Here is a 14,761-nt window from a genome sequence, read left to right as displayed (position 1 = left end):
ATCCCGCCACCCAAACCCAAGATCGCCCCGAATGCCCCGGCCCCCACACCCGCGGCAAAGAGCAAAGTTCCCTCGGCTCCGTTCATCCCGACTCGCCGGGTCGGACGGCCGTCTCCTGCTTCTGGTGTGGCGCGAACAGCGCCCGCGCCACTAACAGCACGATCGCGACGCAGATGAGGCTATCAGCAATGTTGAAGACCGGCCACCAGCGCAGGTCGAACATGTCGGTGACCCGTCCGTGCACGATGCGATCATACAGATTGGCCACCGCTCCACCCAACAGCATGGATAGGGCCACGGCGGAGAACCTGTCCTTCGCCGGTAACCGCAGGTAGACGACGAACGCGCCCGCTATGACTAGTGCACTCACCGGTACGGTCAGCCACTGTGCATTCTGCAGCATCCCGAATGCAATTCCCGTGTTGTATGTGAGCGTGATGTACAGCACTCCTGGAATCGCAGGAATGGACTGATGCTCGGCAAGCGCCGACTGCGCCCAAAGCTTCACGACGCGGTCCAACGCCACACTGATCGCGAACACTGCGATTGCCATACCGTGGCGGTTCACGAGCGACTCCCGGATACTAACACGCCTTTACCACCCCTGCGCATCGGCCGCACAGAGTCGGATGCTCGACATCGGCACCCACATCGGTTCGGCGGAGCCAGCACCTTTCACACTTTTCTCCCGGCGCGAGCATCACTTGGATCTCCGCGTTCTGCTCCAACCACTCTACCGCCGACACTTTGAACACGGTGGGCAGGATATCGCGGCAGGAATCCGGCAGAACCCTCTCCTCGATGGGCGGCCCGAAGCGCACCAGCGACTCCTGCGTGTCCTTCACCACCTCGGCCTTCTTGGCTTCCTCTAGCCGCAGGTTCACCCGATCGCGCCAAGTGAGCATCAGGTTCCACCGCTTCTCCTCGTCCGCGGTGAGCCCGTCCGACTCGGGCGAAGGGAATGGCGCGAGATGAACGCTCTCCTCCTTGTTGCTCAGGGGCAGCTTCTCCCACACCTCCTCCATTGCATGGGGGAGGATGGGGGCGCACGCACGGCAGAGAGCCGATGCCAACGCCAAGTAGGTGGCCTGACAGCCGCGCCTTCCGGGCGAGTCCGCCGCATCGCAGTAAAGGCGATCCTTCGTCACGTCCATGTAGAACGCGCTTAGGTCTTGCGTGCAAAACACTAACAGTGCATTCCAGGCACGATGGAACTCGTATTGCTCGAGGGCCGAGCGGACCTGCTCCAGGGTTCGGTTCCACCGATGCAGCGCCCAGCGATCGATCTCCTGTGGCGGAGCAGTCTTACTCTCGTCGTAGTCTGCGAGGTTGGCAATCAGGAACCGCAGCGTGTTTCGGACCTTCCGGAAGCCGTCCGAGTACTGCTGAATCAGTTCCTCCGAGGCTGCGACGTCCTCGAAGATCGACACGTTCGCGGCCCACAGTCGCAACATGTCCGCACCATACTTCTCTGCGACATCCATCGGCTCCAGCACGTTGCCGGCGGACTTGCTCATCTTCCGGTACTCCGCGTCCAGCACGAAGCCGTGTGTAAGCACCGAACGATACGGCGCGCCACCCTTCAGCGCGCAACCGATAATCAGCGACGTGTTGAACCAGCCACGGTGCTGGTCCGAGCCTTCTATGTAAAGGTCTGCTGGCCAAGAGAGTTCGGGCCAGTAGCCGCTGTCCAAGACGACGTAGTGGCTGCAGCCCGAGTCGAACCACACGTCCAGGATGTCGGTCTCCTTTTCCAGCTTTGCAGCCGGAACGCCGAGGTACTCCCTGTCTCCGAGTACCTCCTCGGGCTTGGCCTCGAACCAGCCCTCGATGCCTTGCCGCTCTACTAGCTCTGCGACCTTCTCGATGGCGTCCCTGTCCAGCAGTGGCTCGGGGTTGCCCGGGGCGTAGAAGGCAGGGATCGGGATGCCCCACGTGCGCTGGCGCGACAAGCACCAGTCCGGGCGCCCCTCCACCATCGCATAGATGCGGTTCTTCGCCTGCGGGGGATACCAGGTGGTCTTCTCGATCTCCTCGAGCATCTTCTCGCGAAGACCCAGGTGGTCAATCCGCAGGAACCACTGGTTAGTCGCCCGAAAGATGAGCGGCGTGTGGCAGCGCCAGCAGTGCGGGTACTGGTGCTCATACTCGTGATAGTGGAGGAGATTGCCTTCCTCTCGCAGCCTCTTCAGAACCGCAGCATTCCCCTCCGGCACGATCGGCAACCCCGCGAACTCGCCTGCTTCCGAGGTAAAAACGCCGTTGCCATCCACCGGACACAGGATGTCCAATCCGTACTCCTGCCCCGTGTAGAAGTCCTCCGCGCCGTGGCCGGGCGCCGTGTGAACCAAGCCCGTTCCTTCGTCAGCCTTGATGTAGTCGGCGAATACCACCACCGAAGGCCTCTCGAAGATGGGGTGCCGGAAGGACATGCCCTCCAGCTTCGAACCTTTGACGACGCCGACCTCGCGGTAGTCCGAGATGCCGCACTCCTCCATTGCGGGCCGAACCAGTCCTGCGTACAACAGGTAGGTTCGGTCTCCCGCCTCGACAAGGGAGTACTCCATGTCTTTCGCCGCGGCAATGCCCAGGTTGGCCGGAATGGTCCAAGGGGTGGTGGTCCAGATCAGCGCATAAGGGTTCTTCCGACCCGCCAGCACCCTGTTCGGGTCCGCAAGCAGAGGGAAGGACACGTAGATGGACTCGCTGACGTGGTCTTCGTATTCCACTTCCGCTTCCGCGAGCGCCGTGGTGCACACGGGGCACCAGGTGACCGGCCTCTGCCCCCGGTAGATGTACCCTTTCTCCACCAGTTCCCCGAATGCCCGGATCAGCTTCGCCTCGTAGCGGAAGTCCATACTGGCGTAGCGCCGTTCCCAGTCTCCGAAGACCCCCAGACGCTGCGACTGCTCGGTCTGCAGCCCAATGTAGTAGGCAGCGTGCTCGCGGCATGCCTTGCACAACTCCACCTTGCTAGGCGTTCTTCCCTCCTCGCGGAACTTGCGGATGACAGCCTGCTCGATGGGCATTCCGTGGTTGTCGAAGCCGGGTATGAAGGGCACGTTATGGCCGGACATCGTGCGGAACTTGACGATGAAGTCCTTCAGCACGCGATTCATCGCCGTGCCGATGTGGATGGGATAGTTGGTGTAGGGTGGACCGTCGTGCAGGATGAAAGGCTTTCTGCCGCGCGTCTGCTCCTGGATACGGTGGTAAAGGCGCATGTCGGCCCACCGCTTTTGGATGCGCGGCTCGAGCGCGGGCAGCCCCGCGCGCATGGGGATGGTGAACTCTTGGTTCGGAAGTGTTAGCGTCTTACGGTAATCCATGTAGCCTCTGTTCCACCCTACCTATGTGACTCGCTGTGACTTACCGGCGATACGGCATCAGTGCTCGTCTCTATGCCATCCCTTGTAGATTCTGGCTTCATGCTCGCATAGTCCGTCGTGCCGGTTCTGGGTAATCCAGAGGCGGTCGGGGCGGACCAGGAACGATGGATGCCTTCTGCCGGTCCGGATAACACCGGATCGCGACGGACTGCCGAAGCCTTCCCGCTTTGCCCTCGAGCCTCGATGAGCAATCCCGCGGCTTCGACCGCCGATATCGACAAGCCCACGCTCGAGGCACGCCCGACCCCGGCCACAACTCATCCTTCGAAAGGGGATTATGCACCATGAACGGCGATCGGGGCGAAGCGCTTTCTGCAGGTGTCGGTCGGGAACGTCGCGCCGGTGGTGGGGAACAAGAAAAAAGAGATTGCCAAGTTCTTTCGGAGCCTTTCGCCGGAGTACGCCGCCGGGCTCGAAACGGTGGTCTCCGGTGTATCTACAGGGAGCGAGGCCTGCCCGTCACGGCATGCCGCGTGATCCCGGCTCGAAAGCCGGCTCGGGTTGCGTGGGGCATCCGCCACAAAATGGTTCGGTTCGACCCTTCCATGGTCGAGACACTCCACAGCCATCTATAGAATCTCGGCATGGTGGATTGGGCCGATCCCGAGCGTAGGCTGCGTCTCCCCCGTGCAGGAGTTATGCCGTGGCGTAGAAAGGGTGGACCATGAAGATCGCGATGATCGGTGCTGGTAGCGTCGGTTTCACCCGCAGGCTGTTCATGGACGTTCTCGCCGTGCCCGAGCTTAGAGATTGCACCTTCCACCTTATGGACATATCGCAGGAAGCCGTGGACATGGCAGTTGCGTTGTGCCGCAAGATGGTGGCGGACAACGCCTTGCCTACCCGCGTGGATGCTGGGACGGATCGGAGAGTGGCGCTGGAGGGCGCAGACTACGTGATATGTACAATTCGCGTAGGTGGGTTGGAGGCGTTCGCGCGCGACATCGAAATCCCGTTGAAATACGGTGTGGATCAGTGCGTTGGTGACACATTGGGACCGGGCGGGGTGTTCTACGCGTTGCGTACCATCCCGGTGTTGCTGGACATCGCGAGTGACATGCGAGAACTGTGCCCGAACGCTTTGCTGCTCAACTACTCCAACCCTATGGCGATGAACTGCTGGGCTTTGCGCCGTGCGGGCGGCGTCCGAGTAGTAGGGCTATGCCACGGGGTGCAAGGCGGAGCCAAGCAGATCGCCAAGGCTCTCGACGTTCCGTACGAAGAACTGGAGTATGTGTGTGCAGGCATCAACCATCAAACGTGGTTCATCAAGGTGGCACATCGCGGGGGGGATCGCACGAACGACGTACTGGCAGCTTTCAAGGCCGACCCGGAGCTGATGAAGTCAGAGCCACTACGCATTGACATGATGGAGCGCTTCGGCTACTATTCCACCGAGTCCAACGGACACTTGAGCGAGTATGTGCCGTGGTACCGAAAGAGGCCTGCCGAGAAGGATCGGTGGGTGGATTATTCCACCTGGATCGGTGGAGAGACTGGCGGATATCTGCGATGCTGCCGCGAGAGCCAAGACGAGTATCGCGAGAACTTTCCGAAGTGGCTATCGGGCGAGCTGGACCAGATCGCTCTGGGCTCCCGATCGAGCGAACACGGTTCCTACATCATCGAGGCGCTGGAAACAGGACGGCGCTACTGGGGCTGTTTCAACGTGGAGAACACGGGACTGATCACCAATCTGCCGGACGGCTGCACGGTCGAGTTGCCCTGCATCGTGGATTCGACGGGCATTCATCCCTGCTACGTGGGGGACTTGCCGATGCAGTGCGCCGCCACCTGCCGAGCCAGCATTTCGGTGCAGGAGATGGCGGTGGAGGCGGCGCTGACGGGGAACAAACAGCTCGTGCGGCTGGCGGTGCTGCATGATCCGCTGACCGCCGCGGTGTGCAATCCCGAGGAGGTGTGGGCGATGGTGGACGAGATGTTCGCAGCCCTCGCCCCGTGGCTTCCGCAATTCGGGGCGTAATCAGGGTCCTACGCGACGCCGAACGGTTTGCGCGGGTGCGAGACCGACTGCCACAATGTTCGTGGCTGCTTGGGCCAGACACGTTGGAGCACCGGATGAACGAGAACATCAGAATCACCATTGACGACGTCGAAGTCGAAGTCCCCGAAGGCGAGTTGATCGTCGAGGCGGTCAAGAGGATCGGCAAGGAAGTGCCGATCTTCTGCTATCATCCGCTTCTCAAGCCCGTCGGCATGTGCCGGATGTGCTTGGTGGAGATCGGCTTTCGGCAGGACGACGGCAGCGTACGCATGATGCCGAAGCCGCAGACCGCCTGCACCCTGCCCGCGAGCAAGGGAATGGTCGTGTACACCGAGACCCCGACCGTGGCCGCAGACCGCAAGGGTGTGCTGGAGTTCCTGCTCATCAACCACCCCCTGGATTGCCCCATCTGCGACAAGGGGGGTGAGTGCCCGCTTCAGAACAACACCATGTTCTACGGTCCCAGCACCAGTCGCTACATCGAGGTCAAGCGGCACCTGCCCAAGGCGTTTCCGCTCAGCCGCTACGTCACGCTGGACTTAGAGCGGTGCATTCAGTGCGGACGCTGCACCCGCTTCACCGAGGAGATCAGCGGCGACGGGCAGCTGGCGATGCTCTTCCGCGGTGCCAACATGCAGCCGAACACCTTCCAGATGACGGAGTTCACGAGCAAGTTCAGCGGTAACACCATCGAGATATGCCCAGTGGGCGCGCTGACCAGCACGGAGTATCGCTTCCGGGCAAGGCCCTGGGACCTGCACACGTCGAAGACGCTGTGCACCGGCTGCTCGAATGGCTGCAACATCTGGCTAGACCACCGGCGCGGGGTATTGTCGCGCATTCTGGGCCGCTCCAACCCGGAAGTGAACGAAGACTGGACATGCGATAAGGGCAAGTTTGGACATCAATACTTGCGCAATACCGACCGGCCGGCGACACCGCTGATCCGGAAAGGCGAGGCGTTGGTCGCTACCGACTGGTTTACCGCCTATGAAGAGATCATCCGCACCTTCGAAACCGGGGTAGTCACTTCGGGCCCAAACGGCATCGCGGGGCTTGGTGGGGGACTCGGGACGACGGAAGACGCCTATATGTTCCAGAAGCTGTTCCGGCGGGGCTTCGGGTCGAACAACGTGGACCACAGGCGAGTGGCGAGCTCGCGCTCGGAGATAGCTTCGCCGGTGCTAGCCCAGGGTCGCCCCGGTATGCAGGTATCTTTGTCGGAGTTGGAGCGCGCGGGGTCTATCTTCGTCTTCGGGTCGGACCTGTCGGACGAGTCGCCCATCGTCTTTCTGCGAACGCGCAAAGCATGGTTCCGGAATGGGGCGCGCTTGGTCTGTGCGCACTCGGAGTACAACGATGTCGAGGACTTTGCCGAGGTGAGCCTGCGCTACCGAGCGGGCACCGAGAGCTGGCTCATCGGCGGCCTGCTGCACCTCCTCGCACGGCGACCGGAATGCGATGGGATCAAAGGTATCGCCGCTCTTCGGCAGAGCGTGGCGGACATCACTCCCGACCGCTGCGCGGAGCAGACCGGAGTGAGCTCGGAGGCGTTGCGGCGGGCCGCGGAGGCTCTGTCGGCTGCGCCGTGCGCCATCTTGTATGGCTCGGCGCTGGCTGCGTCTTCCGAGATGGTCGAGGGCGGCCTCCTCAGCCTGGCCGTGCTTACGGGAGGCACGCTGAATCGGCTACTCCCCGATGCGGGTTCGCACGGAGCCGTGGACATGGGCGTTCTTCCGGACAGCCTGCCCGGTCTTCGGGACCTGGGCGACCCCTCATCGCGCGCGCACTTCGAGGCAGCTTGGGGCGGTACGATCCCCGAAGAGGCCGGGATGGGCACGGAGCGAGTGTTGCAAGCGTGTGCCGAAAACCGCATCCGTGCACTGTTCCTTAACTGCTTCGATCCTCTCACCGACTTCCCAGACCGCGCGCTGGCGGAGAGGGCGCTGGAAGAGGTGGACTACCTGGTCGTACACCACTTCTTGCAGTCGGAATGCACGCAGTACGCGAGTGTGTTCTTGCCCGCACAGTCGTGGGCGGACCGGACAGGCACCTTCACGAACGTAGAGGGTCGGGTGCAGCGTTTCGATCAGGCGTTGCAGCCGATTGGGGCGGCCAAGGCCACGTGGCAAGTGTGCGCAGAGCTATTGTTCCGTATGCACCGAATGACACCACCCTTCGGACCAGGTGACATCATGGCGGAAATCGCTCGGTTGGTACCCGCTTATGCCGAATGCACTTACCATAAGATCGGAGAGCACGGCACTCGTATCGCACCCCACAGGGTTGCTGTCGAGCCGGCGGTTGACGCCTATCACCTACCTACTGCCAAGGCCGAGAAGTAGGGTGGAGCGGAACCCGGGAATCGCGTTCGATGGGGGCCGGCTCGACCGCAGCGCGCGCGTGGTAGAAGAAAAGAGCTATCAGGCACCGTTGACGCCACAGGACGTGACGCTGCTCATCGCTTGCCTGGACCTGACGACGCTGTCGGGCGATGACACCGAAGATCGTGTATCGGCACTGTGCCGACAGGCGCGCGATCTTTCGGCGGGCAGAGGCACTAACATCCCTCGCCCGGCTGCCGTGTGTGTGTATCCCGTCTTCGTACCTCTCGCGTTGGAAGCATTGGCAGGTAGTGGTGTCAGCGTGGCAACGGTGGCGGCGGGGTTCCCACACGGCCTCAGTCCCCTGCCATGCCGTGTGTCGGAGGTGCGTGAGGCGGTCGCCTTGGGGGCGCATGAGGTTGACGTGGTGATTCGCCGCTCACACGCACTGTGTGGTGAGTGGCAGTCACTGTATGACGAGGTGCGTGCCTTTCGCGATGCGGTGAAGGACCGCAAGCTGAAGGTGATTCTCGCCACCGGAGAACTAGCCCAGTCGGAGGTGATCTTCCGCGCCGGGTTGACCGCGCTGATGGCGGGGGCGGACTTCATCAAGACCTCGACGGGGAAGGAGGCGGTCAACGCGACGCTGCCCGCCGGCGCGGCGATGGCTCATGCGATTCGCACCTACGCAGAGATGAGTGGCTTTCACGCCGGGCTGAAGCCGGCAGGAGGCATTCGGACGGCGGAGCAAGCCGCCGAGTGGCTCGAGTTGGTGCGGTACGAACTCGGTTCGGAGTGGCTGACACCCGACCGGTTCCGCATCGGCGCCAGCGGGTTGCTCGCCGACCTGGTTGCCAGGCTGGAACAAGAGTAACGAGGCTCGACCGGCGGGACGTCGGAATGACGCGAGGCTGGCGCCCTCGGCGGGAATCGAACCCACGCACCCGGCTCCGGAGGCCGGCGCTCTATCCGCTGAGCTACGAGGGCGCTCGTGTATGGCCTACCCGAAGTGCGGGTGGATTGTCAATGGCGCCGGGCGCCCACCGGACGATCGGGATTGCCCCCCGCTCGAGATTCTGCCGTTCCGCAGAGTCTGCAGGGGGAACTGTTCGTCCCGCATCCTCGAACCGCAGATTCTGACGCGGCAGTCCTACTCCGCTCGGAAGTGAGATCGCTGGGCGAGGATTCGGGTGCTCTACTCGTGGTCTCGAGGAACTGCGGAGGAAAAGGAGTGGCGGTCGAAAAGGAAGTAGCTGACGGCCACGCCGAGGAGAAGAGCCCCAGCGACAAGCGTCAGCACACCCGCCACCGAGGTGATATCCAACCACTGGTGCGCAGCGAGGTAGGCCCGCCAAGTCAGATAGCAGATGGGACCCAAAACTGCTAGGCGTAGGAGACGTCTGCGCACAGGGGAAACGGCGAGGGTGGAGAGCACTCCCGTCCACAGTGCGCATGTCACTGTCAGCACGAGACCGAAACGCGCTTCGTCAATCCACTCGGGAATCGGCTCGATGCGCATGGTCTCACACTAGTCGTACGTCTGCGTCTGAAGCCGATGCACCGTCGCCACGACTGAAGGCATGCACCTTGGCACAGGCGCATGCCGCTCTCTCTGGCGGGATTCGACCGATCAAGTCCAATACCACTTGCTTGATCCGCGCCGAGTTCTCATTGAATACACGAACCACCTCTTCTGCAGTCACAGGTTCGATGCCCGCCTCGTGCAAGCCGCAATCGTAATCGGTGATGAGCGAGATGTTTAGCACACACATACCCAGCTCTCGAGCCAGGTATGCCTCGGGGTACTGGGTCATGTTGATCACTTCCCACCCGGCGGCGGAGAACCACCGGCTCTCGGCCTTCGTGCTGAAACGCGGACCCTGAATCACTACCACCGTTCCCTGCTCGTGCAGCCCGATGCCATGAGATCGAATCACCTCCGTTGCCAGTGAGCGCATCTCCGGACAATAGGTGTCTGCGGGGCTGACATGGGTGGTGATAGGGCCGTCGAAAAAGGTGTCAGCGCGACCAGACGTGCGGTCTACGAACTGGTCACATAGCACGAACTCGCCTGGCTTGACATTCGGCTGTAGACTGCCTGCTGCACAGGGACTGATGATGCGGGTTACACCCAGCGACTTCATCGCCCACAGGTTGGCCCGATAGTTGATCCGGTGCGGGGGAATGCTGTGGTGCCGACCGTGACGAGGAAGGAACGCCACCCGCTTGCCGCCTACCTCCGCCAGCATGACACTGTCGCTAGGGGGTCCGTAAGGAGTGTCAATCTTGGCTTCCTGCACATCCTCCAACAGCGAGTAGAAGCCGGATCCACCGAACACCCCGATCTGCGCCTTGGACAACGTCGCCTCCCCGATATCAGGTAAGAAGTCGCCGGGAGTATACCGCCGGGCGAATGTACGAGAGGCTGCGCGAGGAATACGGAGACTTCTTCTTTCTGGACGTCGAGTTGGACGGCGTTCGGGCGGTCATGATTGCCGACACGGGCTGCCCTACCGACGTGCTGCTCACCGAGAGCTTCGCGAGGGACAACTTCGGTTACCGCCCGGACGAGGCGAGGCAGAACGATCCGATGGCGCAAACGATCCGGCTAACGAGCGCACCCAACTACCTTTCCATCGCAGGCGAGACGCTGGCGTTGCAGGATCGCGAAGTGGACGCGCACAAGATGTCGGCCGGCTGGTCGAACTCGGAGATCGCGGGCTGGATAGGATTGCCCGTTCTGGCACAGTTCACTTGTGTGATGGAATTCGATGGGTGGCGACTGCAGCTAGCACGCTCGCTGCGTTCTGTCATTGGCCTTGCGCGAGCTGCAAGAGAGGGCGTTTTTCGCGTCGCCGTCGAACATGGCCCCGAGCCCTTCGTTCGAGGCAGGCTTTCGGGACTTCCGGGGCGTTGGCTCCTTGACACCGGACGAACGAATACGGCGGTGTATTACGACGCCTACCTGCGTGCTGGGTTTCCGGAGCGCGAACTCGAGGCACCCGATCCTGACTACTGGGTAGCGGGGTGGGACTGCAAAGGCTTTCACGTCGAAAGAATGCCGCTGGAGATAGGCCCCGTTTTGCTCCCCGAGGAGTTCGTGGCGGTCACGGACTACAAGCCCGGTCGTGACTATAACCAGACCGCAATCGACTTGTGGCTCGGCGACATCGGGACGGAGGCGCTATCGTTCTTCCCGTTGGTGGTGATGCCGCCAGGTGCAGAGGAGCTGTTGCTATTCAGAGCGCCTCTTGCGACTCCGTGACCTGCGAGCCCACGGGGCGTTCACCATAGGCGGCTGTCTAGGTAATTCCTACGTAGGTCTGGTCCCAACGTTGCGCAGCGGACTCGAACGCGGGCAGAATGCACTTATGAGAATCCAAGATTTCGTCGCGGCAGAGACCGAGCAAGCCGTGAAGTCGCTCTTCGACACCGCTCGTTACGTACCCGCAGATAAGCTCGAATGGAAGCCGTTGGACAACGGGCGAAGCTGTCTCGACCAGTTGCAAGAGTGTGCACAGGCACCGACATGGTTTCAGTCGATCCTCGAAACTCGCCAAGTGCAGGAGTTCGACCCGGCCAAGTACGAAGAGATGAGGGTTGCGCGGCGCCAGTGGGACACTCTGGAAAAATGCGAAGAAGTGTGCCGCACGAACACCGCCAAGCTGATCGAGACAATCCGCAACTTCCCTGACGAGCACCTGAGCACCGGCATCCCGCACCCGTTTGCACCAGGAGAGACGATCAAGCTGGCACACGTGATGTTGTGGCACTACTGGAACACGGTGTATCACATCGGCCAGATCAACTACATCCAGACGCTGCTTGGGGACTTCGAGATGCGGTAGCTTGTTAGCTACTGACCGAGGCGTTTGATACGATGCCACGGAAGGGGCCGGTCGGAGGGGGTCGGCCTCTTCTTGCGCCACAGCGGGTAGCACAGCGTCCCGCGCGAGCGCACATCCTCTTGCTCCAACCCGAGCGACGCCAGCGCCTCGGCAGGCATCGGCTCGTCGTGGGCGGTGCGGTGCGGTACTGCGTAGCCGCCGATCCGCACGAAGCCTGCGAGCAGCTCGGCGGAGACAGTCACCCTACCCACGGCCCGGCACAGTGCGAGGCCGTAGCGCTCACGATGCGTCGGATCGTGCGCAGCCTCTTCGGCCCTCGCGTTCAGCACCGTGACCCCCTCCAAACCCATCTCCTCTACCACGCGCTGGACGAACACCAACGCCTTGCCGTGGGAATCGTTAAGTGTGATGTCGAGACCGGGCCGGACGATCTTCACGGGAAGGCCTGGAAACCCCGCGCCGCACCCGACGTCCACCACCGGCCCCTCGGCCTTACCACCCAGAGCCCAAAGGGGGTGGAGCGACTCCAATGCATGGCGTTCCACGAACTCCCCTGGCGGTACCCGGGTGAGGTTCTGCACCGCATTCGCCTCGTAGAGGCGTGCGGCGAGTAGCTCGAATCGTTCGACTGCCACTCCATCGAGGGGGAACCCGAGGATCTCCGCACCCGTTCGAAGTTCGTCCAGGTTCAGAGGGCAAACTACCATAGTCCGGTTGTACCCGCGGGTCGTGCACGGCTGTATAATGGCGCGCATGCAGTCGCTGGAGCCTTATCTGCAAGCCGTGGTGGACGGGCAATCGCTCAGTGTCGAGGAGGCGCGCGCCGCGATGGGTGTGATCATGGACGGCGAGGCGCCACCGACGCAGATCGCTGGCTTCTTAGTCGCCTTGCGCATGAAGGGCGAAACGGGCGAGGAAGTCGCCGGCTTCGCGCAGGCAATGCGCGACAAGGTCATGCCGGTGAGAACCACTCGCCAGCCACTGGTGGATACGTGTGGCACGGGTGGCGATGGGTTCAAAACGTTCAACATCTCCACTGCCGCAGCGTTCATCGCTGCGGGGACGGGCGTGGCGATCGCCAAACACGGCAATCGGGCCATCACGAGCGCTTGCGGCAGCGCCGATGTGCTGGAGGCGCTGGGTGCAAAGCTCGACCTTAGCGTGGAGCGCGAGGTCGAGGCGCTCGAGAGCATCGGCATCGCGTTTCTGTTCGCACCGAACCACCATCCGGCGATGCGGCACGCAACACCGGTTCGGCGGGAACTCCGCCTGCGGACGGTGTTCAACATCTTGGGCCCTCTCACCAATCCTGCAGGAGCCAGACGGCAGGTGATGGGAGTGTACGACCCGTCTCTGGTTGGGCTCGTGGCCGACGCGCTGGCCTACCTCGGGGTGGACCGGGCCGTGGTGTTCCATGGGGAGCCGGGCATGGACGAGGTGTCGGTGGTGGGTACGACCCGCTACGCGGTTATTGAGGGGAACAACGTTCGTCACGGAGAGTGGCAGCCGGAGGACCTGGGGTTGCGACGCGTGCGGCCCGAGGAGATCGCGGCCGGTGACGGTGTGGCGACCAACGCGAAGCTTCTTACCGAAGCCATCAGCGAAGTTACAAGCCCCCTCTCTGAAGCAGCCGTCGCCACGGCGGGCGCGGCACTGTGGGCTGCGGGTGAAAGCGATGTGCGCACGGGTGTCGAGAGGGCGAGGGATTCGGTGGCATCGGGGGCGGCGGCGCGGAAGCTAGAGGAGTACATCCGTTTCACCAATGAGCATTCTTGAGCAGATCCTGGAAAACAAGCGGCAGGAAGTCATCACGCGAAAGCTGCTCGTGCCGGTCGCAGATATGATCCTGCGCGCTGAGGATGCACCCCGTCCGCGAGGCTTTGCCAAAGCAATAGCCGATCATCCCTCGAAACCAGCGTTGATCGCAGAGGTGAAGAAGGCATCGCCCTCGAAAGGGGTCATCCGGGAGGACTTCGACCCCGAACGGATTGCCGAGGCCTATGAGCGAGGAGGCGCCTCGTGCATCAGCGTGCTGACCGATGAGCGGTACTTTCAGGGGCGGCTCGAGTACCTGACACGCGTGAAGGAAGCAGTGTCCCTACCGGTTCTGTGCAAGGACTTCATCCTCGAGCCGTATCAAATCTATGAGGCCGTGGTGGCGGGAGCGGATGCGATCCTTCTGATCGCGCGGGCCTTTCGCAACGACCCCGACGCGCTCGCGGACCTCATCTGGACGGCTATCGAGTACGACCTCGACACTCTCGTCGAGGTGCACGACGCGGAGGATCTCCGGCTTGTCGAGGGCTGCCGGTTCGACATGCTGGGCATCAACAATCGCGACCTCGACACGTTCCATACCGACTTGGCAGTGACCGAGCGGCTAGCCGGAGTGGCACCTCGTGATGCACTTATCGTCGCGGAGAGCGGGATCGAGACGCACGAGGACCTACGGCGACTGTCTCGGTCCGGTGTGTCGGCCATACTGGTCGGCGAGTCGCTGATGCGACAGCCCGACGTGGAAGCCGCCACCAGGAAACTGTTGGGCCGATGACCCGCGTAAAGATCTGCGGTATCACGCGGATCGAAGATGCTCTGGCAGCGATCGAGATGGGCGCGCACGCGTTGGGGTTCGTGCTAGAGCCGTCGAGCCCTCGCTATGTCGGGGAACGAGGCGATCTGCTGCAGGCGATCGCGAGCCTTCCGCCATTCGTATCCACCGTCGCAGTCTACGGGATTCGGGGAGCCGGGCGCGGCGACTGGGAAGAGGCGGTCTCGGCAACGCAGGCCGTCGAGGGCGAGTCGGCCAAGCCGCTGTTGCGCACGCTGAGGTTGCAATCGGAGGCCGACCTAGCCCGAATCGCTGAAGCCGCTCGCCACGCCGCCGCGTTGGTGCTGGATGCTTTTCATCCGGAGCAGATGGGCGGAACGGGGCAACCCGTGGATTGGTCGCTCGCTGCACAGGTTCGAGAGCTTAGTCCGGTGCCCGTCATCTTGGCAGGAGGTCTGACGCCGGAGAACGTAGCAGAGGCCGCGTACGTCGTGCGGCCTTACGCGGTGGATGTGTCCTCCGGCGTCGAGAGCGAACCTGGCTTGAAAGATCATCGCAAAATCGAGGCTTTCATCCGGGCTGTAGCCCTGATTTAGGGCCCGAGAGGGGCGAAAACGTGCAGCTTTGCACAAGGAATCCTCATTTAA

13 protein-coding genes and 1 tRNA gene are annotated in these 14,761 nt (G+C 62.4%); 8 read left to right on the top strand and 6 right to left on the bottom strand.

What is annotated here, in order from left to right:
• Positions 1–82: 82 nt before the first annotated feature.
• Both lspA and ileS read right to left on the bottom strand, forming a co-directional pair.
• On the bottom strand, positions 83–568 hold the full coding sequence (lspA, locus tag HRF45_03325) for a signal peptidase II (GenBank protein MEP0765558.1): 486 nt from the start codon (positions 566–568) through the stop codon (positions 83–85).
• A gap of 16 nt (positions 569–584) precedes the next feature.
• The gene (gene ileS, locus HRF45_03320) at positions 585–3,329 is read right to left on the bottom strand and encodes an isoleucine--tRNA ligase (protein MEP0765557.1); all 2,745 of its coding nucleotides are present in this window, start codon (positions 3,327–3,329) and stop codon (positions 585–587) included.
• A 724-nt stretch (positions 3,330–4,053) separates the two neighbouring features.
• Here ileS and HRF45_03315 point away from each other — a divergent pair.
• The 3 genes from HRF45_03315 (at position 4,054) to deoC (ending at position 8,592) form a co-directional block, all read left to right on the top strand.
• Positions 4,054–5,373, top strand: coding sequence for an alpha-glucosidase/alpha-galactosidase (locus HRF45_03315; protein MEP0765556.1), 1,320 nt, complete (start codon positions 4,054–4,056; stop codon positions 5,371–5,373).
• 95 nt (positions 5,374–5,468) lie between these two features.
• Positions 5,469–7,739: an NADH-quinone oxidoreductase subunit NuoG gene (gene nuoG, locus HRF45_03310; protein MEP0765555.1), complete on the top strand. Its 2,271-nt coding sequence runs from the start codon at positions 5,469–5,471 to the stop codon at positions 7,737–7,739.
• 1 nt (position 7,740) lies between these two features.
• Entirely contained in the window at positions 7,741–8,592 is an 852-nt protein-coding gene (deoC, locus tag HRF45_03305; protein ID MEP0765554.1) for a deoxyribose-phosphate aldolase, read from the top strand.
• 38 nt (positions 8,593–8,630) lie between these two features.
• Here the strand turns inward: deoC and HRF45_03300 are convergent.
• From HRF45_03300 to HRF45_03290, 3 genes are all read right to left on the bottom strand, one after another.
• Positions 8,631–8,705: transfer RNA gene (locus HRF45_03300), tRNA-Arg, on the bottom strand.
• A gap of 208 nt (positions 8,706–8,913) precedes the next feature.
• Complete coding sequence (locus tag HRF45_03295) at positions 8,914–9,237, bottom strand: hypothetical protein (protein MEP0765553.1); 324 nt, start codon at positions 9,235–9,237, stop codon at positions 8,914–8,916.
• Between the two features lie 4 nt (positions 9,238–9,241).
• A complete protein-coding gene (locus HRF45_03290; GenBank protein MEP0765552.1) occupies positions 9,242–10,078 on the bottom strand; it encodes an S-methyl-5'-thioadenosine phosphorylase in 837 nt (278 codons plus the stop codon).
• 53 nt (positions 10,079–10,131) lie between these two features.
• On the opposite strand from HRF45_03290, the gene HRF45_03285 reads away from it, so the two are divergent.
• Entirely contained in the window at positions 10,132–10,983 is an 852-nt protein-coding gene (locus HRF45_03285) for a hypothetical protein (protein MEP0765551.1), read from the top strand.
• Between the two features lie 106 nt (positions 10,984–11,089).
• A complete protein-coding gene (locus HRF45_03280; protein MEP0765550.1) occupies positions 11,090–11,566 on the top strand; it encodes a hypothetical protein in 477 nt (158 codons plus the stop codon).
• Positions 11,567–11,574: 8 nt separating this feature from the next.
• Here the strand turns inward: HRF45_03280 and HRF45_03275 are convergent, their stop codons facing one another.
• Positions 11,575–12,273: a 16S rRNA (guanine(527)-N(7))-methyltransferase RsmG gene (locus HRF45_03275; GenBank protein ID MEP0765549.1), complete on the bottom strand. Its 699-nt coding sequence runs from the start codon at positions 12,271–12,273 to the stop codon at positions 11,575–11,577.
• Between the two features lie 46 nt (positions 12,274–12,319).
• On the opposite strand from HRF45_03275, the gene trpD reads away from it, so the two are divergent.
• The 3 genes from trpD to HRF45_03260 are packed head-to-tail and all read left to right on the top strand — an operon-like array spanning position 12,320 to position 14,710.
• Positions 12,320–13,342, top strand: coding sequence for an anthranilate phosphoribosyltransferase (gene trpD / locus HRF45_03270; GenBank protein MEP0765548.1), 1,023 nt, complete (start codon positions 12,320–12,322; stop codon positions 13,340–13,342).
• The gene (gene trpC, locus HRF45_03265; GenBank protein MEP0765547.1) at positions 13,329–14,117 is read left to right on the top strand and encodes an indole-3-glycerol phosphate synthase TrpC; all 789 of its coding nucleotides are present in this window, start codon (positions 13,329–13,331) and stop codon (positions 14,115–14,117) included. The genes trpD and trpC overlap by 14 nt, the downstream gene beginning before the upstream one ends.
• Positions 14,114–14,710: a phosphoribosylanthranilate isomerase gene (locus HRF45_03260; GenBank protein ID MEP0765546.1), complete on the top strand. Its 597-nt coding sequence runs from the start codon at positions 14,114–14,116 to the stop codon at positions 14,708–14,710. The genes trpC and HRF45_03260 overlap by 4 nt, the downstream gene beginning before the upstream one ends.
• Positions 14,711–14,761: the final 51 nt, after the last annotated feature.

This window comes from Fimbriimonadia bacterium (assembly GCA_039961735.1).
Taxonomy (GTDB): Bacteria; Armatimonadota; Fimbriimonadia; order Fimbriimonadales; family JABRVX01; genus JABRVX01.
The sequence above is the reverse complement of the archived record's forward strand: the minus strand, read 5'-3'. Positions and strand labels throughout refer to the sequence as shown.